Origin of the sequence: Anoxybacillus sp. MB8, assembly GCF_011006755.1 — a bacterium.
Taxonomy (GTDB): Bacteria; Bacillota; Bacilli; order Bacillales; family Anoxybacillaceae; genus Anoxybacillus; species Anoxybacillus gonensis.
The window spans coordinates 1-25,775 of the sequence record NZ_RXXX01000026.1 but is presented as its reverse complement, the minus strand read 5'-3'; the positions used below and the strand labels follow the sequence as shown (position 1 = coordinate 25,775).

Annotated in this window: 25 protein-coding genes; 19 read left to right on the top strand and 6 right to left on the bottom strand. The window is 39.0% G+C overall.

All coding sequences use genetic code 11. The features are described 5' to 3' along the window. The first annotated feature begins 49 nt into the window (after positions 1-49). Positions 50-1,213, top strand: coding sequence for a tryptophan synthase subunit beta (trpB, locus tag EKC99_RS10020; RefSeq protein ID WP_163151724.1), 1,164 nt, complete (start codon positions 50-52; stop codon positions 1,211-1,213). Positions 1,214-1,255: 42 nt separating this feature from the next. On the opposite strand, the gene EKC99_RS10015 is transcribed toward trpB, so the two are convergent. The 3 genes from EKC99_RS10015 to EKC99_RS10005 form a co-directional block, all read right to left on the bottom strand. Beyond that, positions 1,256-1,693 carry a hypothetical protein gene (locus EKC99_RS10015; RefSeq protein ID WP_205597808.1) on the bottom strand — a complete coding sequence of 146 codons (438 nt, stop codon included), beginning with the start codon at positions 1,691-1,693 and terminating at the stop codon, positions 1,256-1,258. 143 nt (positions 1,694-1,836) lie between these two features. Further along, a complete protein-coding gene (locus EKC99_RS10010) occupies positions 1,837-2,433 on the bottom strand; it encodes a nucleotidyl cyclase domain-containing protein (protein WP_163151722.1) in 597 nt (198 codons plus the stop codon). A 96-nt stretch (positions 2,434-2,529) separates the two neighbouring features. Then, positions 2,530-3,882: a YjiH family protein gene (locus EKC99_RS10005; RefSeq protein ID WP_163151720.1), complete on the bottom strand. Its 1,353-nt coding sequence runs from the start codon at positions 3,880-3,882 to the stop codon at positions 2,530-2,532. A gap of 361 nt (positions 3,883-4,243) precedes the next feature. On the opposite strand from EKC99_RS10005, the gene EKC99_RS10000 reads away from it, so the two are divergent. Then, positions 4,244-5,212, top strand: a complete 969-nt coding sequence (locus EKC99_RS10000) for a YbgA family protein (protein WP_009361375.1) — start codon at positions 4,244-4,246, stop codon at positions 5,210-5,212. A 16-nt stretch (positions 5,213-5,228) separates the two neighbouring features. Here the strand turns inward: EKC99_RS10000 and EKC99_RS09995 are convergent, their stop codons facing one another. Then, a complete protein-coding gene (locus EKC99_RS09995; RefSeq protein ID WP_163151718.1) occupies positions 5,229-6,539 on the bottom strand; it encodes an APC family permease in 1,311 nt (436 codons plus the stop codon). A gap of 300 nt (positions 6,540-6,839) precedes the next feature. Here EKC99_RS09995 and EKC99_RS09990 point away from each other — a divergent pair, with 300 nt between their 5' ends. From EKC99_RS09990 to EKC99_RS09975, 4 genes are read left to right on the top strand one after another with little or no spacing between them, the layout of a single operon-like run. After that, positions 6,840-7,745, top strand: a complete 906-nt coding sequence (locus EKC99_RS09990) for a metal ABC transporter solute-binding protein, Zn/Mn family (protein ID WP_009361373.1) — start codon at positions 6,840-6,842, stop codon at positions 7,743-7,745. A gap of 2 nt (positions 7,746-7,747) precedes the next feature. Continuing rightward, a complete protein-coding gene (locus tag EKC99_RS09985) occupies positions 7,748-8,488 on the top strand; it encodes a metal ABC transporter ATP-binding protein (protein ID WP_163151717.1) in 741 nt (246 codons plus the stop codon). A 5-nt stretch (positions 8,489-8,493) separates the two neighbouring features. Then, positions 8,494-9,393 carry a metal ABC transporter permease gene (locus EKC99_RS09980; RefSeq protein ID WP_163151715.1) on the top strand — a complete coding sequence of 300 codons (900 nt, stop codon included), beginning with the start codon at positions 8,494-8,496 and terminating at the stop codon, positions 9,391-9,393. Further along, entirely contained in the window at positions 9,390-10,259 is an 870-nt protein-coding gene (locus tag EKC99_RS09975; RefSeq protein WP_009361370.1) for a metal ABC transporter permease, read from the top strand. Before EKC99_RS09980 ends, EKC99_RS09975 begins: the two co-directional genes overlap by 4 nt. A gap of 8 nt (positions 10,260-10,267) precedes the next feature. Here the strand turns inward: EKC99_RS09975 and EKC99_RS15980 are convergent, their stop codons facing one another. Beyond that, positions 10,268-10,396 carry a hypothetical protein gene (locus EKC99_RS15980; protein WP_009361369.1) on the bottom strand — a complete coding sequence of 43 codons (129 nt, stop codon included), beginning with the start codon at positions 10,394-10,396 and terminating at the stop codon, positions 10,268-10,270. Positions 10,397-10,521: 125 nt separating this feature from the next. Between EKC99_RS15980 and EKC99_RS09970 the strand changes: the two genes are divergently transcribed. The 9 genes from EKC99_RS09970 (at position 10,522) to EKC99_RS09930 (ending at position 18,715) form a co-directional block, all read left to right on the top strand. Then, complete coding sequence (locus tag EKC99_RS09970; RefSeq protein WP_009361368.1) at positions 10,522-11,763, top strand: MDR family MFS transporter; 1,242 nt, start codon at positions 10,522-10,524, stop codon at positions 11,761-11,763. Next, a complete protein-coding gene (locus EKC99_RS09965; RefSeq protein ID WP_163151713.1) occupies positions 11,760-12,320 on the top strand; it encodes a histidine phosphatase family protein in 561 nt (186 codons plus the stop codon). The genes EKC99_RS09970 and EKC99_RS09965 overlap by 4 nt, the downstream gene beginning before the upstream one ends. Positions 12,321-12,419: 99 nt before the next feature. After that, positions 12,420-13,046: a PEGA domain-containing protein gene (locus EKC99_RS09960; RefSeq protein ID WP_009361366.1), complete on the top strand. Its 627-nt coding sequence runs from the start codon at positions 12,420-12,422 to the stop codon at positions 13,044-13,046. 138 nt (positions 13,047-13,184) lie between these two features. Beyond that, on the top strand, positions 13,185-13,844 hold the full coding sequence (locus EKC99_RS09955; protein ID WP_163151711.1) for a 5-bromo-4-chloroindolyl phosphate hydrolysis family protein: 660 nt from the start codon (positions 13,185-13,187) through the stop codon (positions 13,842-13,844). Further along, the gene (locus EKC99_RS09950; RefSeq protein WP_163151709.1) at positions 13,828-14,979 is read left to right on the top strand and encodes a toxic anion resistance protein; all 1,152 of its coding nucleotides are present in this window, start codon (positions 13,828-13,830) and stop codon (positions 14,977-14,979) included. Before EKC99_RS09955 ends, EKC99_RS09950 begins: the two co-directional genes overlap by 17 nt. A gap of 66 nt (positions 14,980-15,045) precedes the next feature. After that, positions 15,046-15,399 (top strand): rhodanese-like domain-containing protein, encoded by a 354-nt coding sequence (locus EKC99_RS09945; RefSeq protein ID WP_009361363.1) that lies wholly within the window; start codon positions 15,046-15,048, stop codon positions 15,397-15,399. A gap of 72 nt (positions 15,400-15,471) precedes the next feature. Continuing rightward, on the top strand, positions 15,472-17,112 hold the full coding sequence (gene cdr / locus EKC99_RS09940) for a CoA-disulfide reductase (protein ID WP_163151747.1): 1,641 nt from the start codon (positions 15,472-15,474) through the stop codon (positions 17,110-17,112). Positions 17,113-17,123: 11 nt separating this feature from the next. Continuing rightward, positions 17,124-17,420 carry a rhodanese-like domain-containing protein gene (locus EKC99_RS09935; RefSeq protein WP_009361361.1) on the top strand — a complete coding sequence of 99 codons (297 nt, stop codon included), beginning with the start codon at positions 17,124-17,126 and terminating at the stop codon, positions 17,418-17,420. A 104-nt stretch (positions 17,421-17,524) separates the two neighbouring features. Then, positions 17,525-18,715, top strand: coding sequence for an MFS transporter (locus EKC99_RS09930; protein WP_163151707.1), 1,191 nt, complete (start codon positions 17,525-17,527; stop codon positions 18,713-18,715). 12 nt (positions 18,716-18,727) lie between these two features. Here the strand turns inward: EKC99_RS09930 and EKC99_RS09925 are convergent, their stop codons facing one another. Further along, complete coding sequence (locus EKC99_RS09925; RefSeq protein WP_163151705.1) at positions 18,728-20,071, bottom strand: TrkH family potassium uptake protein; 1,344 nt, start codon at positions 20,069-20,071, stop codon at positions 18,728-18,730. A 168-nt stretch (positions 20,072-20,239) separates the two neighbouring features. Here EKC99_RS09925 and EKC99_RS09920 point away from each other — a divergent pair, with 168 nt between their 5' ends. The 4 genes from EKC99_RS09920 to EKC99_RS09905 all read left to right on the top strand — a co-directional run bounded on the left by EKC99_RS09920 (position 20,240) and on the right by EKC99_RS09905 (position 25,631). Next, positions 20,240-21,922: a methyl-accepting chemotaxis protein gene (locus EKC99_RS09920; RefSeq protein ID WP_163151703.1), complete on the top strand. Its 1,683-nt coding sequence runs from the start codon at positions 20,240-20,242 to the stop codon at positions 21,920-21,922. A 76-nt stretch (positions 21,923-21,998) separates the two neighbouring features. After that, positions 21,999-22,985: a sugar-binding protein gene (locus EKC99_RS09915; RefSeq protein ID WP_163151701.1), complete on the top strand. Its 987-nt coding sequence runs from the start codon at positions 21,999-22,001 to the stop codon at positions 22,983-22,985. Continuing rightward, positions 22,982-24,421, top strand: a complete 1,440-nt coding sequence (locus tag EKC99_RS09910; protein ID WP_163151699.1) for a sensor histidine kinase — start codon at positions 22,982-22,984, stop codon at positions 24,419-24,421. Before EKC99_RS09915 ends, EKC99_RS09910 begins: the two co-directional genes overlap by 4 nt. After that, the gene (locus EKC99_RS09905; RefSeq protein WP_163151697.1) at positions 24,399-25,631 is read left to right on the top strand and encodes a helix-turn-helix domain-containing protein; all 1,233 of its coding nucleotides are present in this window, start codon (positions 24,399-24,401) and stop codon (positions 25,629-25,631) included. Before EKC99_RS09910 ends, EKC99_RS09905 begins: the two co-directional genes overlap by 23 nt. Positions 25,632-25,775: the final 144 nt, after the last annotated feature.

Genomic DNA, 25,775 nt, shown 5'->3' with positions numbered 1-25,775 from the left:
AAAGATAGGTATGCTTGTAGTAAATTTGAAAATAGAGAGGGGAAAGAAGATGAGCGTAGTTGAGCAGAGAAGAGGGTATTTCGGAGAATTTGGTGGAAGCTTTGTACCACCGGCGTTACAGGAAGCGTTAGACTATTTAGAGGCACAGTTTTTAAAATACAAGGACGATCCTACATTTCATGAGGAATTTACGTTTTATTTAAAAGAGTACGTCGGACGAGAAAATCCGCTCACATTTGCTTCAAGGTTAACTGAAAAACTTGGTGGAGCGAAAATTTATTTAAAACGAGAAGATTTAAATCATACCGGTTCCCATAAAATTAACAATGTCATCGGGCAAATTTTATTAGCGAGACGAATGGGTGCTAAGCGTATTATTGCTGAAACAGGAGCAGGACAGCACGGTGTGGCGACAGCGACAGCTTGTGCAATGTTTGGGATGGATTGTGTGATTTATATGGGGGAAGAAGATACGAGACGGCAAGCATTAAACGTTTTTCGGATGGAGCTGTTAGGGGCGAAAGTCGTTTCTGTATCGAAGGGACAAGGAAGATTGAAAGATGCAGTTGATGAGGCGTTAAACGACTATGTCCAAAACTATGAACATACATTTTATTTGCTTGGCTCAGCGGTTGGACCACATCCGTATCCGACGATCGTGAAGCATTTCCAGTCTATTATTAGTGAAGAAAGTAAGCGGCAAATGATCGAGAAAGAAGGACGTTTGCCCGATGTCGTGATCGCTTGTGTAGGTGGTGGCAGTAATGCCATTGGTGCTTTTGCTCATTATATCGATGAACCGAGTGTGCGCTTAATCGGTGTCGAACCTGAGCGGGCCGCTACGCTCACAAAAGGCGTTCCTGCGGTCATTCATGGTTTTAAATGTCTCGTTTTGCTTGATGAAGAAGGAAATCCACAACCAACATATTCTATTGCCGCGGGACTTGATTATCCGGGAATCGGACCAGAACATAGTTTTTTAAAAACATCAAGTCGAGCGGAATATTATACGGTCACGAACGAGGAAGTATTAGAAGCATTTCAAACGCTTTCAAAAACAGAAGGAATTATACCGGCTTTAGAGAGTGCTCATGCCGTTGCATATGCAATGAAATTGGCTCCGACGCTCAATTCTGATCAAATCATGATCGTCAACTTATCGGGGCGTGGCGATAAAGATGTCGAGCAAGTGTTTCATATGTTGAGAAGTTAGCCGAAAAACGTCGTTCCTATCACGCGGAACGACGTTTTTTTCTTAATTTGCCTTTTTTAACATGTGCAATTCTTCTTCTGTGCGTGCAATACGACCAAGTTGATAGTCGAGTCGTTCGTGAATGTAAGCGATGTCCTGTTTTGTGGCCATTTCTCCTCGGATGTGAGCAATTTCATGGCGCATTGCATCTTGAATGCTACGTTGCTCTAGCTGGTTGTCTCGGATGGCTTTAATCATTGCTGTATTTTCCTTCATTTGCTCTTTCAACCAACGAATATCTTCGTCATGTCTATGAACGATTGCTTTTAATTCACCAATTTCTTGTTTCATTGTCTGAATCTCTTGTTTCATTGTCTGAATCTCTTGTTTCATTGTCTGAATCTCTTGCTTCATTGTCTGAATCTCTTGTTTCATCCATTGCATGTCTTCTGCTAAGTTTTGAACGAGGTTAACAAGTTGAAGGAGAAGTTGTTCTTGCACGCCTGATTCACCTACCTTTCATCTTAGGGGTATATGGCATTTCTGGCGAGGAATATGAAGAGGAGTGTGGTGAAATGCCTTTGCCGTCATCTTATCATAATTTGTCGAAATGGACAAACGATTTTTTATATATGTTGAACCGCTTATTTTGTCGTCCGTGTAGCATACATGCGCTCTTTTGCGACTTGTAAAAGCTGCTGCAATTGCTCTCCTTCGACCGGATATGTCGCATAACCGACAAGAAAAGATACAGGACTATTTTGCTTGATTCGTTCAATTAGTGTAGAGGGTTTGGCGGCGTTTTCGACAGCAATAATCAAGTATTCATCATTTGACCATTTAGCGATAATGTCGCTTTTTCGTGTTTCTTCGACTAAAAGTTGTTCAAATGCTGCTTTTTGTTGTGGTTGGCTATTTTGTTTCGTGCGGAGTAAATAAATGGTTAACCGACTATCTGGATCACGATCAACGAGTGCTGCGATTTTTTCAAATGTACTTGTAGCAAAGTCTTTGCTTTTTAGCTGATATATTAAATCTTTGACGCAAGTTTTTCGATCATAACGATTACCAAAATAAATACCTACAATGGTTTGGAATACATAAAAACCGACGACAACATATAATTCCGTTCCATGTAATTGTGTTACATCAATCGTATCGCTCATAGCGATCGCTTCCGAAAATAATACAAGTTGACTAATGAATAAACCGATTGTTTTTCCCATATGTTTCTTAAACATATATTGTCACCTCTCTGTATATTATGAAACAATCGTGCTATTGGGTTGGACAAATGGAGGAAAAATAAAAAAGGGCGAGACGATCGCCCTTTTACTTTAAAAGATGAAATGCGCTATAAAAACGATAATTGGCAATGTAATGAGTGTGCGAAGCAAGAAAATAACAACTAAATCTTTAAACGTAATTGGTAGTTTAGATGCGAGCAGCAATCCACCTACTTCAGACATATAAATCAGCTGTGTTACGGAAACGCAAGCAATAACGAAGCGAGTAAATTCACTTTCAATGCCGCTACCGATAATGGCAGGTAAAAACATGTCTGCAAAGCCAACAACCATCGTTTGTGCAGCAGCTGATGCTTCTGGTACTTGTAGGAGTGTCAAAAGTGGTACAAACGGTTTACCGAGCCATTCAAACACCGGTGTTGTTTCGGCAATAATTAATGCAACTGTTCCAATCGCCATGACGACAGGTAATACACCTAACCACATATCAATGACTGTTTGTATGCCGTTTTTTAATAGTTTCCCCATATCGCTATTGCGCTTAGCAACGTCTGTTGCTTGTTTTAGTCCCCATTGAAAAGGTGTGTACCCAGCTGGTACTGTTTCATCGACTGGTACGTGATGTTCATGATAATACGTATCTGGTTTTTTAGATAATGGCGGGATACGCGGCATAATGATCGCTGCTACGAGACCGGCAACGACGATAGTAAAATAGTACGCTCCAAACATATGTTCAAGCTTCATATACGTAATGACGACAATGCTAAATGTAATTGAAACGACAGAGAAGGTCGTTCCGATCACTGCTGCCTCTCGCTTCGTATAAAAGCCGTCTTCATATTGCTTATTCGTTAACAACACGCCAATTGTTCCATCCCCTAACCAAGAAGCGATACAGTCGATAGATGAACGACCAGGTAATTTAAATACGGGACGCATAATTTTTGTTAAAAGTGCACCACACAATTCGAGTAAGCCGAAATCTAAAAGTAACGGCAAAAATAATCCTGCAAATAAAAAGACAGAAAACAAAATCGGAATTAAACTATATAACAACAAAGCACCTGTATTTTCTGACCATACCCATTCCGGACCAATTTTCCATAATGTCATTGCCCCTAAAATTGTACCAACGATACGGGCAACGACAAACAAACCATTGACATCAAATAATCGACGAAGAAACGAGCTATTCATTATAAAAGAAGGCTGTGCTATTTTTGTGATAATTGTGCCAATCGTTGCGATAAACATAAATAAAACAGAGATGGCTGGGATGACAGAAACAAAATTCCCTTCGACCCACTTCGCTAAAATGGCTACAGGAATAGTCATTTCACTTTTATAAGGGACAGGAATCATAAAAAGAAATACACCAATAAGTGATGGAACGAGAAATTTTAGTATGCCAGTAAGCTTGTGTGATTGAGTATGATTCATTTTTTAAAACCACCTTTCTACTACATATTTTGAAAGCGGATACATAACATTACTACTATCGTAATATAAAAATAAAAATAGTCAATATAACAAAATGATTCAGAAATATAAATTATTTTGCATGGATGTATAAATATAAAAGTGTACACTTATATACATACGAAATTATGAATTAATAACGATTTTAATATTGCGAAATAAGCAACATAAAGCATAATAAAACAAAATGAACATATAATCAATCATTTTTTTGTATAAACGTTCAAATTCGAAATTTTTTGTTTTTGTAAGCACATCGATGCGTGTATTTTTTTTGTTTGTGCGATATGATAAGCAAAAACAAGCAAAGGAGGAATAACAGATGTGGCATTATGCAAAACCAATCGTCGTTGTTAGTGAATGTCTCGGTTTTTCTCCTTGTCGGTATAACGGTGATCAACTAAACGATGAAGTAGTACATAAGCTTGCGCCATTTGTGCAATTTATTCCTGTTTGTCCCGAAGTTCGCATTGGGCTTGGTACGCCACGTGAGACGATTCGGCTCGTTCAAGACGGAGAACAAGTGCGGCTTGTCCAACCATCGACCGAAATGGATATAACCGAGCGAATGAACGAGTTTTCTGCTTCATTTTTAACGCAATTAACGAATGTAGACGGTTTTATTTTAAAAAGTCGGTCGCCATCGTGTGGAATGAAAGATGTCAAAATATATCGTAGTGAACAAAAAGGACCTGCATCAGGAAAGGGAAGCGGGATGTTTGCGAAACATGTGTTACAAATGTTTGCACATAAAGCTGTGGAAGAAGAAGGGAGATTGACGAACTTTGTGATTCGAGAACATTTTTTGACGAAGTTATTTACACTTGCTTTGTTTCGAGAGGTTAAAGAGTCAAAATCACATCATCGTCTCGTTGAGTTTCATGCGGAGCATAAATATTTATTTATGGCGTATCATCAACAAAAATTGAAACAATTAGGAAACATTGTTGCCAATCGAGATCGTTTACCGATGGAAGAAGTATTTTTACATTATGAACAAACATTATATGAACTGTTTGCCCGTCGCTCACGCCGGAATTCAAACATAAATGTTTGTGAACATATGATCGGTTATTTTAAACATGAATTAAGCGGTGATGAAAAACGTTATGTCCATGAGTTGCTACAAAAATATCGCGCGGGCAAGTTACCGCTAAGTAGTGTGACAACGGTTATTCGTTCGTGGGCGATTCGTTATCAAAATAAATATTTACTGAAACAACGATATTTTCAGCCTTATCCAGAACCATTGCTTGATGTGACGGACTCTGGAAAAGGGAGGGACTATTGAAAAAAGCGACAAAGGATTATCCTTGTCGCTTTTTCGTCATAGCATAATACACTGGGATACCAGATAACGTCACAACAATTGATAAAAACGTATCTAACGGTGCATGAAGTACTGTACTCATAATAATATATGCTGTGCCGACAATCGCGACGATTGGAGTAAATGGATAAAGTGGCACTCGATATAATGGTTCATTAGATAAGGGTGATTTCCGTAATAAAAATACCGCATAAAAGGCAAAGCCGTAAAATAAAAAGACGCTAAAAATAGCAATATCCGTTAAGCGATCTGCATTTCCAAGCAACATCATGACAATGGCAATTGCAATTTGTGCCAGTGTCGCAAAGACAGGTGTACGCCATGTTGGATGAATATGAGCCAAATATTTAGAAAAAGGAAACAAACCATCTGTTGCCATAGCAAATGGCATACGTGGAAATGTAAGTATTTTTCCGTTTAAACAGCCGAAAATAGAAATTAAAATACCAATAGCAATGAATTTCCCACCGAATGCCCCAAATAAAATGGTCGCCGCTTCGCTTGCCGCATTCGGTCCAAGTGCAACAATTTCATCGGCACGAAGCACATGAAGCAATGCTACATTCACAGCCACGTAGGCAAACATGACGATAAGAATACCAGTGATAATCGCTTTCGGTAACGTTTTTGCTGGGTTTTTCATTTCACCAGCAACAAATCCAACGTTCATCCATCCGTCATACGCCCACAATGTTGCCAAAACAGCAGCTCCCATACTGATCGTTTGGCTGTTTCCGCTATCCATATTGAGAATAGGTACATTCCCCTTTACTACTCCGAAAATAATAATAAGAAAAATAGGCAATAGTTTCGCCGCAGTTAACACACTTTGAACCATTCCACCAAACTGCGAACCAAGTATATTCACAACGGATAAAAACAAGACCGCAATGATTCCAATCCAAAGCTCACTTTCTTTTGGGAGAGCAAAAACACCTGCAAACAATGCACCAAAATACAACCCTAGTGCACCGATGACGGCAGGACCGTAAATGATTGTTTGCATCCATCCACATAAAAATCCCCAAAACCGTCCATACACTTTTTCGATATACACATACAATCCACCTGTTTCAGGAATTTTTGAACTTACTTCTGCAATTGTTAACCCACTTGCTAAAGTAATGATTCCGCCGATGATCCATGCGAGAAGAGCAAGTGTAGAATTTCCAGTTGAGTCGATGACGATCGCTGGTTTCATAAAAATTCCTGAACCAATGACTGTGCCGATGACGATGGCTGTCGCTGTCATAAAGCCGATGCTTCGTTTTAATTCTGTGTTCATCATGTTGTTCACCTCTAAAGGACAAATGTTTTTTTGTGTCGAACAATCGCTATTATAGCATGAGATGAAGAAAAATTTCTTTTTTTGAAAATTAAAACATTGACACGATAGAAGGAAACGAATAAGATAAAATTAAAGTTGGTTTAAAGGAACTTTTTTAACCTTAATCATCATTGTTTGCTTGTTCCACATGTCACAACATTTTTTGCTTATGCATATGATGGGCGGCAAACAAATTTTTTTGACTTTATTTTGCATTGAGGAAACTTTTATACCCTTATACAACTTTCGAGGAGGATGCATATGAAAAAGTGGATAGTTGTATGGACTGCTTTATTATTGTTGTTTGGTTGTGAAACGAAAGAACATAAAAAAGACGTTATCTATATTGTCGCTACGACAGGGCAAATTGCTGATCTAGTTGAACGTGTCGGAGGAGAGCATGTTCATGTAGAAGCATTAATGGGGCCAGGGGTAGATCCGCATTTGTATAAAGCGACACAAGGAGATATTCAAAAGCTAAGTCAAGCAGACGTCATTTTTTATAACGGTCTTCATTTAGAAGGAAAACTAGGGGAAATATTTTCTAAAATGTCAAAAACGAAAAAGGTTGTCCCAATCAGTGAAGCAATTCCAAAAGAAAAATTAATTGACGTAGATGGAGTATATGATCCGCATATATGGTTTGACCTTGATTTATGGAGTTATGCTGCTCGAACGGTAAAGGATGAGTTAAGTGCGATCGATCCGAAACATAAACAAACTTACGAAGAACGAGCAGAAGAATATATCTCCCAACTGATGAAATTAAAAGAAGAAGCAAAACGAGAAATCAGCTCTATTCCAAAGCAGCAGCGTGTTTTAATTACAGCGCACGATGCCTTTCATTATTTTGGGCGTGCATATGATATTGAAGTAGTTGGATTGCAAGGATTAAGTACGGATGCAGAATATGGACTAAAAGATGTGCAACAACTTGTTGATTTAATCGTGTCTCGGAATATTCAAGCGGTGTTTGTGGAAAGTAGTGTATCGAAAAAAGCGATCGAAGCAGTTGTCGAGGGAGCGAAACAACGTGGACATCATGTCTCGATTGGTGGGGAGCTCTTTTCAGATGCGCTCGGGCGAAAAGGGACAGAAGAAGGAACATTCATTGGTATGTATCGTTACAATGTCAAAACGATTACACAAGCGTTGAAAGGGGAATGAAGATGAATCCGTTAGTTGTAGAACAAATGACAGTTGCATATGACCGGCAGCTTGTATTGGAGGATGTGTCGTTTTCTGTTCCTGAAGGAAAGTTAGTCGGGGTGATCGGCCCGAACGGAGCGGGAAAATCAACGTTAATGAAAGCGATGTTAAATTTTATTCCCCGTATGCACGGACATGTTTTCGTATACGGTCAACCATATGAAAAGCAACGCCATCTTGTTGGATATGTTCCACAACGAAATTCGGTCGATTGGGATTTTCCGACGAATGCGCTTGACGTCGTATTAATGGGGAGATACGGTCATATCGGATTATGGAAACGACCGAGAAAAGAAGACGTAGATATGGCTATGCAATGTTTAGATAAAGTTGGCATGTTGCCGTATGCAAAGCGGCAAATTAGCCAATTATCTGGTGGGCAGCAACAACGTGTATTTTTGGCGCGTGCGCTAGCACAAGACGCTTCCATTTATTTTATGGATGAACCGTTTGTTGGGGTAGATGCAGCCACAGAAAAAGCGATTGTCCAACTGTTAAATGAATTAAAAACGCGTGGAAAAACAGTATTAGTCGTTCATCATGATTTGCAAACGGTACGGGATTATTTTGATTACGTTTTACTGCTAAATAAACGTGTCATTGCATTTGGAGAGACAGAAAGTGTATTTACGTATGACCATATTCAGAAAACGTATGGTGGAAAAGTGACTTTTCTTTCTTCCACACATATTGTGGGGTGAATAGGATGGATATTAATGTTCAATGGGTATTTACAAGCATGGCTTTGCTTGGATTAGCAAGCGGGATGATCGGAACGTTTGCCTTGCTAAAAAAACAAAGTTTAATAGGAGATGCGATGGCGCACGCTGCTCTTCCTGGTATTTGTATCGCTTTTCTTTTATATGGACAAAAATCGCTACTTCTTTTTCTCATTGGCGCTGCTTGTTCGGGATATATTGCGACGATATGCATTCAGTTTATTGTGAAACATACGCGTGTAAAAGAAGATGCCGCGATCGGTATTGTGTTGTCTGTATTTTTTGGTTTAGGCATTGTGCTATTGACATGGATTAATCAACATGAAGGTGGAAATCAAAGTGGAATTCATGACTTTTTGTTTGGAAAGGCAGCGTCATTGACTGGAAGTGATGTCAATGTGTTAACTGTAACAGCTGTAACGGTCATTATTATGATTCTCATTTTCTTTAAAGAGTTTAAAATCATTACATTTGACCGAGCGTTTGCGCAAGGAATTGGTATACCCGTATCGCTGTTAAATGGTGTGCTCATGTTTTTAATCGTTTCTGTTGTTGTTATTGGTTTACAAGCAGTAGGCGTTGTGTTAATGTCCGCACTACTTATTACCCCCGCATTAGCTGCGAGATATTGGACAGAAAAACTTGAATGGATGACGTTATTAGCCGGGGGATTCGGTGCTTTATCAGGGGTGGCCGGGGCATATATTAGTTTAATCGCCTATGCACCCACTGGTCCACTTGTTATTATTTTTGCGACGGTGCTGTTTATTGTTTCATTTTTATTTGCTCCGAAACGTGGTTTATGTAGCAAAATGATTCGGCGCCATATAGAAAGAAAAAAATTGCAATCTCAACAACTGATGTATAAGCGAGGGGAGCAACTATGAGTTATACGATGTGGATTTTACTCACTGCATCTCTTGTCGGCATCAACTGCGGATTAGTCGGTACATTTCTTGTGTTGCGAAAAATGTCAATGCTGTCCGATGCCATTAGCCATAGTGTGTTGCTTGGCATTGTTGGAGCGTATATGGTCAGTCATCATCTGCAAGGTGTGTCTATGCTCGTTGGTGCATTAATTGTTGGATTGCTCACGACATTTCTCGTTCAATGGCTGCATCAAAAAGGGGTTCAAAATGATGCAGCAATCGGAGTTGTGTTTACATGTTTGTTTGCTATCGGTGTTGTTCTCATTTCTCTCTTTGCAGATCGTGTCCATTTAGATGTTGAACATGCATTAATGGGAGAGATTGCATTTGTGCCCTGGGATGTGCTTGAAGTCGGAGGCAAAAGCATCGGTCCGAAAGCGATTTGGTTGCTTGGATTTGTTTTAGCTATCAATATATTTTGCATCGTTTTTGCTTACAAAGAATTAAAAATTAGCTCATTTGATTATGAAATGGCAGTCACGCTCGGCATTCCGGTTGTATTGATTCATTATGTATTAATGGGAATGTTGTCATTAACGACCGTTGCATCATTTGATAGCGTTGGTGCCATTTTAGTAGTAGCGATGCTTATTGTACCGAGTGCAACGGCATACTTATGGACGGATCGGCTAAGTGTGATGCTTATATGCAGTGCGCTCATTGGTGTGTTAGCGTCGATGATCGGTTACATGATTGCAACGGTATTCAATGTATCTATTTCCGGAGCGATTGCTGTATCAACAGGTGTCATCTTTTTTATTTCTTTATGGATCGCGCCAAAACACGGACTATTACGAAAGTGGTTAAAAAAATCTCCTGCCTAGGCAGGAGATTAATCTTTTATTGAGGAAAGAAACGCATCCACAATGCTTACATCATTTGTAATAAGAAAAGCAGGAAGTAATGCAATAATTGTCACAACCGTCGCATAAGAGACAATAATATTTTTCACTATTTTCACTGTGCTCACTTCCTTTTGAATTTATTTTCTTATTTTTCTGTCATTTTGTCAACTTCTTTTTATAAGCAAAATGTTTATAAGAAAATGGTATAATAAAAAAATAGTTGTTTGAAAGGGGGGGTACGGTGCGAATACGAGATTGGGATCGGAATTTACGCATTCGTTTAATTGGAGAGTCATTGGTCGGGGTTACATTTTGGATGATATTTCCTTTTATCGCTATTTATTTTTCAGAGATGTTTGGTAAAGAAAAAACAGGTATATTACTTGTTATTTCGCAATTATTTTCCGTGATTGCTAATTTGCTTGGCGGGTATTTGGCTGATCGATTCGGAAGAAAAAAAATGATGGTGTTTGCTGCTTGTGGACAAGCGCTTGCTTTTTTGTTATTTGCATTGGTCAATTCTCCGTTATTTTCATCGCCGTTCATGAGTTTTATTTGTTTTGCTCTGGTAGGGGTATGTGGTTCACTTTATTGGCCTGCTAGCCAAGCGATGGTGGCTGATGTTGTTTCGGAAAAAGATCAAAGTCGCGTTTTTGCCGTGTTTTACACGATGAATAACGTCATGGTTGTCATCGGTCCGCTGCTCGGTGGAATATTTTATCCTGAGCATCGTTTTTTCCTATTTTTAATTGCGGGAACGTTTTGTGCTATCGTCGCGATTGTTCTTTCCATTTATTTAGAGGAAACAGCACCGATATGGAGAAAAACAACAGGGACGTGGTATATGTTTTTTGTTGAGCAATTAAACAATTATCGTCTCATTGCAAAAGATCGGACGTTCCTTTTATTTATTGTTGCTGGTATTCTTGTGGCACAAACGTTTATGCAACTCGACATTTTACTTCCTGTTTACATAAAGGAAGTTGTTTCAAAACAAACATTATTTTCTGTTGGTTCATGGTCACTTTCGTTGAGCGGGGAGAAAGCGTTTAGTGTCCTAATTGCTGAAAACGGATTGCTTGTCGCTTTATTTACGGTAGCTGTGACGAAGTGGATGGAAAACTATAAAGAAAAATGGGTGTTTGTCTTTTCTTCACTCTTTTACGGAATCGCCATTTTTCTTTTTGGCCAAACCACATCGCTATGGATGATGGTCTTTTTAATTGCTTTATTTACGCTAGCAGAACTGATGACAGTCGGCTTACAACAAACGTTTGTTGCTAAATTAGCACCTGAACATATGCGCGGACAATATTTTGCTGCAGCGAGCTTACGTTTTACGCTTGGGCGCATGATGGCACCACTCGCTTTGACGTTGCCGTTTGCGTATCATTGGACGTTTTTTATCTTAACGTTACTTGCCGTATGTAGTGCTTGGCTGTATGCGATCATGTTTCGAGCAATGGAGGAAAAACAAGCATGATTATTCTCATTCGGCACGGAAAGCCTGTTTGTAAAAGAGGAGGATGGATGACGAGAGAACAATTAATCAACTGGTTAAAAGCATACGATGAGGCGATCGTTTATGACGAGCCTCTATCGTATGCGGAAGCAAAAGAAAAAATAAAATGCGCATCTGTCGTCCTTGTTAGTTCGCTTGCTCGCGCTCGCCATTCAGCGTCTTTATTGCAACCACTAAGTCCAATTGAGGAGCACAAATGGCTAAACGAAGCTCCACTCCCTCAACCGCCAAAGTGGATGAAAGGTGTATATCCGCTATGGATGTGGCTTATTTTGTTGCGCTTGTTATGGTTTTGTGGATATGGAGAGGAGCCTTATACCAAAACAAAGCAGCGAGCGATGAAAGCGGCACAACAGCTCGTCCACTATGCTCGAACGGGAACCGTTGTCGTCATTGGACATGGTTGGTTTCATTTGCTTGTTAGTCGGCAACTCAGACGATATGGATGGTTTGCAAAAAAGAAAAAATGGGCGTATTGGGAAGCTGTGACGTTGTCGTTGACAAGGCGCACACCGTGATGTACATATATGATATGTAGCCCCTTCTTTTTCTCATATTTTCCCTTTTCTTCTCATACATATGATGATGTAAATATGAGAAAAAGAGGGGAAATACGTGTGAATGAACAAGGGGGATTACAAAAAGAAGCGATGACACGAAGCGAACGACGAAAACGAAAACGACAATTTGTTTTTGTGTGTTTATTATTCGTTGTAAGCGCGTGTGTCGTCGGGGCATGGGGAATGGTGAAACGAGAGACGAATGAGCAAAAAGTAATCGAGCAATTCATCATCGCGTTGCGTCAAGAAGATGTACATACGTTGCGTCAATTTATTGATGTACCATTAAATCATAAGTCGCTCTCACCGCTTTTTGCGTATTTGCGCCAACACCCAGAAGGCTATGACCGAATAAGGAAAGAGTTAGAGCGACAAAAAGATGATCGAGTTTACATAAAAGGATTAACGTCAACTCCGCCGATTTTTTTAATGAAATTGTCGCAAGGAACATACAAATTTGAGCCCGCGTTATATCACGTCTATGTACAAACGAATGAGAAAGGGGCGCGTATTTTTATTAACAACGATTATGTTGGAGAAACGAATGTGCCGTTAACGAAAGTCGGGACATATGTTCCTGGTTTATACGAAGTGAAGATCGCTACTGATGAACACGAACGAACGGAAACAATATCACTTTTCGGCGGTGAACGCATTCGGATGATCCGTCTTGATTTCAATTAAAAGGATGCAGCGATACGTTGCGTCTTTTTTTATGAACAATTGAAACATATCTTCTCGCTCGTACGTAATACAGTCAGCGTTTCCATTTAGTAAAAAATCATAGTAAAATAAAGGATCATAGACGATTGGAGGAAAACGATGAAACGATTCATTCGAACGATATGGCGATGGTTTGTGTCATGGAACGTGGGATTATTTAGTGCCCTCATTTCGTTGCTTGCATTTCGTTTGCCGTTTTTTATTTCATTTTTGATCGGTGCAAGCATAGGGGTGATGTATTCACTGTATATGAAGAAAAAAGAAAAGAAAAATCTATTATATGATTTTAAGGATGAGCGATTGAAAGATGCGAAAAAAAAGGTTCGGAAAATCGGAAAAAGTTTGTGGAGAATTCGTTCAGTTGCGATGTTTTCTAAACTTTCCCGTTTGTACTCCATCTGTCAAAAAATAATTGAAATTGTCGAAAAACAACCGGATCGTCTCGCTGTCGCGCAACCGTTTTTTAACACAACATTGGACTCCATTGTTACAATTATTGATAAATATATTTATTTAACAAAACAACCCGTAAAAAGTGAGGAGATTCGTCAAGCAATTCATGAAGCAGAGGAAGCGCTTAGCCTTGCGCTAACGAAAGCAGAAAACGAACTGTTGGACATGCTTGAAGAAGATTTGTTTGATTTAAAGACGGAAGTAAAACTTGTGAAACATACGATTGCATCAGATGATCCCCTTTCTTTACCAATAAAACATACAGTAACAATAACGGAGGAGAAAAAGCATGAGCAAAAACGATGAAATGCTTTGGACAAGTTCGATCGATTCGTTGCTTGCTAATCCATTTGGTGAAGTGACAGAAGTAACGGACAAGCCATCATCTTCGCGGTTCATTGACCAATTAAAAGAAGAACATCGTCAAAAAGCGTTAGCACTTGCAGAACAAATTGATCCGCGCAATCATCAAGCTATTTTACAATATGGAGTAGCAGCACAAGCGGAGTTGTCACGCTTCTCACATTCGATTTTAAACCATGTGCAGAAAAAAGATGTTGGACCTGTTGGAGAAGTCATTCAAGAGCTAATGACAAAAATGAAAGAAGTAAACGTTGAAGATTTTGCAATGAACAAAAAAAGCTTTTTCGCGCGCATGTTTCAATCTGTCACACAGTCTGTGCAACATATTTTATCTAAATATCAAAAATTAGGTGTCGACATTGATCGGATTGCTGATCAACTTGAAAAACATCGCCAAATGTTATTTCGTGACATCATGATGTTAGAAACATTGTATGAAAAAAATAAAGAGTACTTTGATGCCTTAAACATTTACATCGCCGCAGCTGAGTTGAAGCTCGAACAACTGCGAACAAAAACGATTCCAGAGCTAGAGAAAAAAGCGTTACAGTCACAAAATCAAATGGATGTGCAAGAAGTAAATGATATGATTCAATTTGCTGACCGACTTGAAAAACGCATTCATGATTTAAAATTAAGTCGGCAAATTACGATTCAAACGGCACCACAAATTCGGCTCATTCAACATGTCAATCAAACGTTAGTCGAGCGCATTCAATCGTCCATTTTGACAGCCATTCCGCTTTGGAAAAATCAGCTTGTTATCGCACTAACACTCCTTCGACAAAAGAAAGCGGTAGAAGCGCAAAAAGCGGTAACAAAAACGACGAATGAGCTGTTGTTGCGCAACTCAGAAATGTTAAAAATGAATACAATTGAAGCGGCAAAAGAAAATGAAGAAGGGCTTGTCAGCATCGAAACGTTAAAGAAGACGCAAGAAAATTTATTAGAAACACTCGAAGAAACGTTAAAAATTCAACAAGAAGGTCGCATGAAGCGTCAGCGAGTAGAGCAAGAGCTTATCGAAATGGAAGAACAATTAAAACAACGACTACTTACGTTAAAAAGGGCTGAATAAAATCAGCTCTTTTTTATTGATTTTATATACCTGTTAGGGTATGATGTGTAAGGGAGGTAAGACAATATGATTTATACAGTCATTGTTTTGTTCGTACTACATGCTTTGTATTATCGTTATGTACCTGTTCGTGGTGTCAAAGAGTTGACATCTTTATCATCATATGAACATGTGACGTTGCTTGATGTGCGTGACTACAATGAGAAAGATGAGATAAATGGAGCGCTCCGGATTCCGGTTGCGTACTTAAAACGTCATTATCAAGCCATTCCAAATCGTCAAGTGATCATTATTGCAAAAAGCCATTTAGAGAAAAATGTCGCGATTCGATTGCTTAGACGTTATCATTTTTCTGTACAAGGATATTATATAAAAGAACATGAGCATGCAAATGCGTTAAAGATGGTAAAATGTCACTAACTGTTCAAACTTTATGAAATGATTATTTGGTATAATACGGTTACACGTACTTGTATATGGAGGGGATAGATGATGAGAAAAATTGTGATTGTTGGCGGTGTAGCTGGAGGAGCTTCTGCCGCAGCACGTTTGCGTCGGTTAAGCGAAAAAGATGAAATTATTATGTTTGAACGAGGTGAATATATTTCATTTGCAAACTGTGGGCTTCCGTACTATATTGGGGACGTCATTCAAGAGCGAAGCAAGCTACTTGTACAGACGGTTGATGGCATGTCCAAACGATTTCGCATTGATGTGCGCAATTTAAGTGAAGTCACAAGCATTAATCGTGAACGGAAAACGGTCACTGTCACCAATTTACGAACAAATGAACAGTATGAACAACCGTATGATGTTCTTATTTTGTCGCCAGGTGCCAAGCCGATCGTACCACCAATTCCGGGAATTGATGAGGCAAAAGCACTTTTTACGTTGCGCAATGTACCGGATACAGACCGTATTCGCTCGTTTGTTGATAATGAAAAACCGAAACGTGCTGTCGTCATCGGTGGGGGATTTATTGGTGTAGAAATGGCTGAAAATTTGACAGAGCGCGGTGTACATGTGACGCTTGTAGAAATGGCAAATCAAGTGATGGCACCGATTGATTACGAGATGGCAGCAATTGTGCACACACATATGAAAGAACACGGTGTCGATTTAATTTTAGAAGACGGTGTGCAATCGTTTGAAAACGAAGGACGACGCGTCGTGTTAAAAAGCGGTCGTACGATCGAAACAGATATGATCATTTTAGCCATTGGTGTTCAGCCGGAAAATCAGTTGGCAAAAGAAGCAGGATTGGAACTTGGTTTTCGTGGTGCCATTAAAGTAAATGAACATTTACAAACGTCTGATCCAAATATTTTTGCAATCGGTGATGCAATTGAAGTAAAAAGCTTTATTCACGGATTTGAAACGTTTATTCCGCTTGCATGGCCAGCGAACCGTCAAGGTCGACTAGTCGCCGACTACATTAACGGTCGCGATGTAAAGTACAACGGAACGCTCGGTACGTCGATCGCTAAAATTTTTCATATGACAGTAGCGGCAACAGGATTGAATGAAAAAATATTAAAACATCATGGTGTCGATTATGAAGTCGTTCACGTTCATCCAATGAGCCATGCAAGCTATTATCCAGGTGCAACGCAAATGACATTAAAGTTAATTTTCGATCGTCAAGGTCGAATTTATGGAGCACAAGCAGTTGGACAAGATGGAGTCGACAAGCGCATTGACGTCATTGCAACGGCGATAAAAGGTGGATTAACTGTATACGATTTGCCTGATTTAGAGTTAGCCTATGCGCCTCCATTTTCATCAGCGAAAGATCCAGTCAATATGGCTGGATATGTAGCGTCAAACGTGCTAGATGGTATGGTTGAAACGGTACAATGGCATGAAATTGATGACATTGTCGCTAACGGCGGGGTGCTCATTGACGTTCGCACACCGAAAGAATTAGAGACAAGAGGGATGATTCCAGGAAGCATCAACATTCCACTTGATGATTTGCGTGACCGTCTTCATGAATTGCCGAAAGATCAAACGATTTATGTCACATGTCAAGTCGGTCTACGTGGATACTTAGCAACGCGCATTTTACAAGAACATGGTTTTCAAGCAAAAAATTTAGACGGCGGTTATAAACTGTATTCAAGTGTAAAATAAGGGGGATTGACATGTTTGAAAATATTTTACCAACACAAGCGGACGTATTGCGTCATGAAGCAAATGTTGAAGTGCTAGACGTTCGTGAAGCACACGAAGTAGCGGCAGGAAAAATTCCAAACGCACGCCATATTCCGCTCGGCCAGCTGTTTGCTCGCTTAAACGAACTTGATCCGGACAAAACGTACATCGTCGTTTGCCATTCCGGTGGTCGAAGTGCATTAGCATGCGAATGGCTAGCAGAACGCGGTTTCCATGTAAAAAACATGGTCGGCGGCATGATGAGTTGGGAAGGAGAAGTGGAATAAAAGACTGGCGATGTGCCAGTCTTATTTTTTATGCATTTTTAATCGTTTTATTGTAAAATGAAAGACATGTATTGGAAGAGAGATATGAATGAAGGGGAATACGTATGTGGAAAAATAAAAATATTATTCTTATTTTCATAGGGGAGTTTATTGCAGGGATTGGCTTATGGCTCGGAATTATTGGGAATTTAGAATTTATGCAGAAACATATTCCTTCTGACTTTGTGAAGTCGCTTATTTTATTTTCTGGTTTGCTTGCTGGTGTGATCGTTAGTCCAATAGCGGGGAGATGGATTGATACATATAACAAAAAACATATTCTTCTATACGCTGGAATCGGTCGTGTAGGGAGCGTCCTTTTTATGTTATTCGCTTTAAAATATGAATCTATTTTTCTCATGATTTGTTTTATGATCTCGATTCAAATAGCGGCAGCTTTTTATTTTCCAACGTTACAAGCCATTATTCCACTTGCGGTAACGGATGAGAAGCAATTGATGACCGTCAATGGAATGCATATGAACATTTCTGCACTATCACGTATTGCTGGTACTGCTTTCGGTGGTGCGCTACTGATGATTACGAGTTTACAAACGTTATATATTGGAGCGATGATTGCATATATTTTACTATTTTTCCTTACGTTTTTTATTGATATAAAAGAAGAAAGGCGTGAAACAAAACACAGTAAGAAAGAAAAACAGCGATTTACAGACATATTTCCAATCATTCGTCAATTGCCTATCGTTTATATTGCGGTTGTTTTAACGATTGTGCCTCAGCTGTTTATTGGCGGATTTAATTTAATGGTCATCAATATTAGTGAATTGCAACATGACCCGTCAATTAAAGGATGGCTATATACTATTGAAGGAATCGGATTTTTGTTCGGAGCGTTTTTCATTAAATATGCTGCTCATGAAAAAGCGTATATAAAATGGATGTACGCATTAACATGTTTCATTGCTTTTGCACAACTATCTCTACATTTTGCTCATATCAAATGGGTTTCGCTCGCTTCTTTTGGATTGTTCGGTATATCTGTCGGTTGCTTTTTTCCAATGATTGCGACCATTTTTCAAACAAATGTTCCAAAGCTATACCACGGTCGATTTTTTTCATTTAAAAATATGTTTGATCGCGTGACGTTCCAAATCGTATTGTTAGCTTCTGGATTTTTGTTAGATACCATTGGATTAGAAAATATGGTCGTTTTGTTTGGATCTTTATCACTTTTGTTAATGACATACACGATGTTTCGTAAAAAAGAAGAGTTAAAAAGCGAAGGAGCATAAATCCCTTCGCTTTTAACCAATAATAATGCGTTCTTTTGGATAATGGTACGTCTCTTTTGGATGGTTGCCGCGAATAAGAAACAAAAACGATAAAATGCCAATTCTCCCAATAAACATTAAGGCAGTAATGACTAGTTTTCCAAATGTGCTTAGTTGGGATGTAATTCCCATGGATAAACCCGTCGTTCCAAATGCAGAGCATACTTCAAAAACGATTTCGATCATTGTAAAAGGCTCTGAAAAAGAAAGAAACACAACGGCTAAAAAGCAAAGAATAAGAGCTGTTCCAAACACAATAAACGACTTTAATATATCTTCATGATGAATCTCTCGTTGAAACACTTTAATCGAGTTTTTTCCTTTCGCATAAAAGAAAATCGTTAACATCACAATAGCAAACGTCGTCGTTCGAATCCCTCCCCCTACACTACTTGGAGAGGCACCGATAAACATGAGGACACTTAAAACAAGTAGCGTAGGTTCAGAAAAGTCGGCGACATCCATCGTTGCTAATCCACCATTGCGGGAAGAAATGGATTGAAATAACGCGTAAAAAAGCGACTCATGCCATGTTTTATTCGCAAAAAAACGATTCCATTCAATGAATAAAATAAACCATGTCCCGAATAAAACGAGAAGAAAAAATGTGACGGTCGTTAATTTTGTGAAAAGCGAAAAACGATATTGTTTCTTTTGACGATGGAAGAAAAATTCTTTCACTTCAATAAGCACAGGAAAACCAATTGCACCTAAAACGAGCAAAATCATATGTATCGTTTGGACGAAATAATCGTGAGCAAATGGAATAAGCGACTGTCCTGTAATGTCAAATCCAGCGTTCGTTGTTGCGCTCACCGATGCAAAGAAGCCTTGGAAAAACGCTTCTTTCCATGACGGAAAGTAACGGAGAAAATATACACCTAAAATCACCGCACCAATGATTTCAATAGCAATAATGAGAGTTAAAATTTCTTTCATTAGCTTTACTAATCCAGCAAATGTTGAACGGTTTTGATCTGTCATAATCAGTTGTCGTTCGCGAAACCCAATTTTTTTCCCGAACATCAGCCAAATAAATGTTCCAAGTGCCATAATGCCAATTCCGCCAAATTGAAGAATAAAAGCTAATACAAATATACCAGGCGTATTGAAAGTATGAGCTGTTGATACGACCGTGAGGCCTGTTACACTAATGGCGCTGACTGCGGTGAATAACGCATCAACAAAGCTAATTTTTACCCCAGGCTGATGAAAAATAGGAAGCCATAGTAAAAATGTCGATATGCAAACAGCTACAAAGTAAAATAAGACGATAAGCTGAACGGTAGATAGGCGCGATAATTTTCGAGATTTCACAGCTTTACTCCCTCGCATGTTTTCGTTTTACACATATTTTGATTTTGGCAAATGACAAAAAGGAATGCAAGTCTGTTTTTTCACGAAGCAATATTTGTATTTATAAATTTTGTTACATTTGATAAAATAGTGTTGCTCATTGATTCACAAAAGTGGAGGGGGACAATCGTGAAGACGCGTGGAAAAATTGTAGCTGTATATATTCTGACCGTTTTTATATTAGTGGGGCTTATTAACGGTATGATTTATGTTCAATTTCAATCATTAATCGCTAATAAAGTGATAACGACAAACGCTCAGCTTGCTTTGCAATTGATTGATGCGAAGTTTGTTGGGGAGTGGCAAATGAAGGACGGCAAACTGTATAAAGGAGAAGTAGAAATTAACAACAACGAGAAGGTTGTTGATTACGTAAAGGAAGTTGTTGGGGCAGACAGTACCATTTTTCTTAACGATGAACGTGTTACCACCACAATTATGAAGAATGGCGAGAGACAAATAGGAACGAAAGCAGATCCGAAAGTTGTACAGGAAGTCATTCATGGTGGAAAACGTTACATCGGTGAAGCGAACGTACTTGGGGAACCGTATGTAACGAGTTATTTACCCATTACAAACGACCGTGATGAAGTCATCGGTATGTTTTTTGTCGGTATGCCAAAACAAATCGTCAATCAAGAGATTAATAACGTTATTGTAAAAGTCATTGCTATTTCTGCATTGTTCGTTATTGTTGGAGTCATCGCATATCATTTCTTTATTTCTATTCGAATCATGAAACCGTTACATATCGCCAAACAACATCTCGAGCAAATGGCTAGCGGCGATTTTAGCAAGCAGGTACCTGAAACACTTCTCGAGTCAAAAGACGAATTTGGCGAAATGGCGCGCGCGCTCGCTGAGACGAAAAAAGCGCTGCGACATATAGCCATTCACATTCAGACGCAAGCGGATGCCATCGACCAACAATCAAGCGCACTATCAGCTACTTCACAACAAATGTCTGCATCTACTGAAGAAGTGGCAGCAACGATGGAACAAGTATCGCAAGGAGCGACCACACAAGCGAACGATTTAGCCGATATGACCCATTCTCTTTCTTATTTAACAGAGAAAGTCGAACGTGTATATGTAGAACTTGAAAATGTCAAACAAGAGGCGGTTCGTACGTCTGAACGAGCAGATATTGGTAAAAAAGAAATGGATGTATTAATTGCTTCGATCGAACAAATTAAACAAGCGTTTGAAACGGTGACAAACCATGTTCGGACATTAACGACATCTGTACAGAAAATTAGTGGAATTACGGAAATGATTTCAACGATTTCGGATCAGACAAACTTATTAGCCTTAAACGCTGCCATTGAAGCGGCACGTGCTGGGGAGGCAGGAAAAGGGTTTGCTGTTGTTGCTGATGAGGTGCGTAAATTAGCTGAACAGTCTAAATCATTTACAGAGGACATCGTTCATCTCATTTCATCTATTAGTAAAAATACAGAAGATGTCATTCATACATCGGAAGAAGTGGAACACTTTATTAAAGATCAAGCAAATGCCGTCGAAAAAACGGTTCGTTCGTTTGCTGATATTTTAACATCCATTAGTCATATCGCACCTTTACTTGTTTCGACTGAACAAGCGATGGATGAAATTGTGAAAGAAAAAGATAAAGTGATTGCTCGTATTGAACAAATTAGTGCCGTGGCTGAAGAAAACTCAGCAGCGACAGAGGAAGTTACTGCCTCATCAGAGGAATTAACCGCATCAGCCCAAGAAGTAGCCGCAACCGCTCAACGGTTGTATGACATTGCAGAAAAGATGAAAGAAACAACCAATCGATTTACCGTGTAAAGCGACAGAAAATCTGTCGCTTTAAAAATATTGTAAACGTTATCAAAACGAATTATAGTAAAATTAGGTGAAGACAATGGCACAAAAAAAATGGACAATTATCTTAATTGTTTTGTTTGTTTTATTTCTGTACGTATTTTTCTACTTCATTATTGTGACACAGCAACTTGAAAGGACTGTTGCTCGTTTGCAATATCAACCGAAACACATGTCCCAATATCCACATATTGTTTTAATATCTCAAGTATTTGATAATCCATATTGGAGAAAAATTGAGAATGGAGCAAAAGAGGCAGCAAAACAGTATAATATCAATATTGAATATACTGGTCCGCTTCAAACAAGTATTGATGAACAAGTAAAATTGCTAGAAAAAGCGATTGCCTCTCGGGTAGATGGCATCATTGTTCAAAATTTAAAAGACGAAGCATTTACACCGCTGATTGACAAAGCTATTTCGCGAAATATCCCTGTGATTACAATTGATGCTGATGCTCCGAAAAGTCGACGCATCGCTTATGTTGGAACAAATAATTTTGAAGCAGGACAGCTGCTTGGAAAGGCAGTTGTTTCTCGCGTAGACGGAGAGCGAGCGATTGGAGTAATCATTGGAACCGATACATCAGAAAACCAACGCCTACGTTTGCAAGGGTTTTTATCTGTTATTGCTGAGCATCCGCGCTTACAAGTTGTTTCCGTTACATCATCGAACATTTCTCGCATTCAAGCCTCGATTCAAGCGGAACAAATGTTGCGAAAACATCCGAATATTTCTGTTATGGTCGGCACGAGTGCACTCGATGCGATTGGAATTCGAATGGCGGTAAAAAACTTACATCGTGAAAACATTCAAATTTTCGGTTTTGACGATGTGGAAGAGACAATGGAAGCGATTAAAGAAGGGGACATTGTGGCTACGGTCGTCCAAAAACCTTACGATATGGGATATTCCGCAGTCAAATTAATGGTTGACCATCTTTCTGGCAAACAAATTGATAAAGAACATTTTACAGCGATTGAAGTCATCGACCGTCAAAACGTTCAGCAGGGGAGAAACAAATGAAAATCCGGACGAAATTATTTGTTTTTATTCCACTTCTCGTTCTTTTATTGAATTGTATCGCGTTTTTTATTTTTCAAAGTGGAAAAAAGGTACAAGAAAGTTACGATGTCATGATGCAGCGCATTTTTTTATATAAACAAATTTCGCTTGAAACACAAGAAAATGTGCGTTTTTTAAGCAGTTATTTAATTCATCAAGATGAAAATAGCTATAAAGAGTTAATCGAACATAAAAAAAAATTAGAGGTGCTACAAAGTTTGCTAACTGAAAGAAAACTAGAAGGAAATGACGCTTTTATACTCGAAAACTATAAAAATATGCTGAGTGTATTTTTGCAAAGAGAACAGTCAATCATAAATCAACTGATAAACAAACACCTCACAGGATATGCTGATCAATATAACGAAATTGAAAAAATTGCTTCATTTATTCGCGAAGATAGTCAAGCGCTCGTTGATGTTGAACTAAGCTTATATCAACCGGTGTATAAGCAGATGTTACAACATACAGCACGAATGAATGAATTAGGCGGGATGCTGTTTATTTTAACAACGATTTTAAGCATCGTATTTGCAATATGGTTATCACGAACGATCGTCATTCCAATTCATCATCTTGTTCATGCGGCGAAAAACATCTCAGCGGGTCAACTGGACACGCGAATCCCCCGCTTTGATGGACATGATGAAATTGGTTTGCTCGGTAAAACATTTCAACATATGATTGAAAATTTGCGCATATTAATCTCTAAAAATATGGAAATATTAGAAAAAGAAAAACTTGTTCGTGAATTAGAGCTAAAAGCGCTCCAAAGTCAAATTAATCCTCACTTTTTATTTAATACGCTAAACGTCATTTCAAAACTTGCTTATATCGAAGGGGCAGAAAAGACAAGCGAACTCACCGTATCCACGTCGAATTTGTTGCGATACAACTTACGAAAGCTCGATCAGCCTGTTACGTTACGTGAAGAAGTAGAGCATGCAAAGGAGTATTTCGCTATTCAAAAAGCCCGTTTTCGCGATCGTGTGACGTTTCAACTTGAAATAGATGAGTCATGTTTAGACCAGCCGATCCCTTGTTTAACGTTGCAACCACTGATTGAAAACGCTTTTATTCATGGTATTGAAGGAATGGAAGAAGGAGCAAACATTCGATTAATCATCGAAGAAAAAAGAAATTGCATTCAAGTAACCATCGCCGATAACGGTGTAGGAATGCCGTACGACGTGCAACGAGCAATTATGAACGCATCGTATTCATTCACAAAAACAGGTCATTCCACTGGACTTGGATTAGAAAACGTGCTACGACGCCTGCAACTTTTTTATGGAGTAGAGAAAATACTTGATATAAAAAGCGCACCAAACGAAGGTACAGCCATTATTTTACGACTGCCGAGGAGGGAGAGCGATGTACAAGCTACTTATTGCTGATGATGAGCCGCTAGAGCGTGAAGGGTTGCAATTGATGATTGAACGCGCATTTCCACAGACGTTTACTATTTTTCATGCTGAACATGGTCGAAGTGCCATTCAGCAAGTGGAACAACATCGTCCACATATCATTTTTATGGATATTAAAATGCCGGGCATTCAAGGACTAGAAGCGATTGCGGAAATACGTAAAATGGATGTGCAATCAAAAATTATCATTTTAACAGCATACGATTACTTTACATATGCGAAAGAAGCGATTTCTTTAGGTGTTATCGAATACGTGTTAAAACCGGCTAAAAAGCAACAAATCGTCGAGCTGTTGCAAAAATTGTTACATCAAATTACGGAAGAACAAGCGATGCGTGAACAGCAATTAACAGCTCGTGAAAAACTCGTTCAGCTACAAGCGCTAAGTGAGACAGCTTGGACATGGTTGTTAATGGGGAAAATGGATGAATGTTCTGCTCATACATTTTCCGGCATGGAATTTGAAAAGGGGTATGCAATGGTTATTGAATTAGAAAAAAGTGATGCGTCTGAGCGTGAAAAGTGGGAAGAAATAGTGAAACAATGTATAAAACAACAGCGACATTGTTTATGCAGCCCGCTTAGCCAAAGGCAAATGGCTATTTTTATTGAGGCTGAACAACATGAACGGATCATTTCTTTCGCTCAATCGTTGTTAAAACAGCTCGAGAAAGCATTGCAACAGCGTGTAAAGATAGGGATTGGTACGATTCGCTCGGGAGTAGATGGTCTGAAACGTTCATATAAAGAGGCGTGGACCGCGGTACGCTATGTATCATCATTTAGTCGAACGATACATATTGATGATGTTCCGATCACGGACGAAGTGGAACAAATTCATATAAAGACAAATGGCAACGTCATTGAGCAAGTTGAAATGTTTTTGCACGAAAACTATTGCTATGATATCACGCTTGAAGAGGTAGCAAAATATGTCCATTTAACACCGTATTATTTCAGCAAACTATTTAAAAAAGAAACAGGTCAAACGTTTATCGACTACTTAACCCATTTGCGCATTGAAAAAGCGAAACAGTTGATGCGTGATGAAGGATTAACGGTGAAAGAAGCATGTTATCGCGTTGGATATAAAGATCCGAACTATTTTAGCCGTGTGTTTAAAAAAGTGACAAATATGACACCGACAGAATATCGACAAGAAGTGTGCGAGCGTCTATAAAGCGCTCGCACTTTTTTGTCTTATCGCAAAAAAATGCTAGTTTGTTCTTTTTCACCTCACATTTCGCACCCTCTCGACAAAAATCGGGAGGATTTTTTTATCTTCCTGTCGAATAAAACCTTGGAATACAAGGAAAGCAAAGGA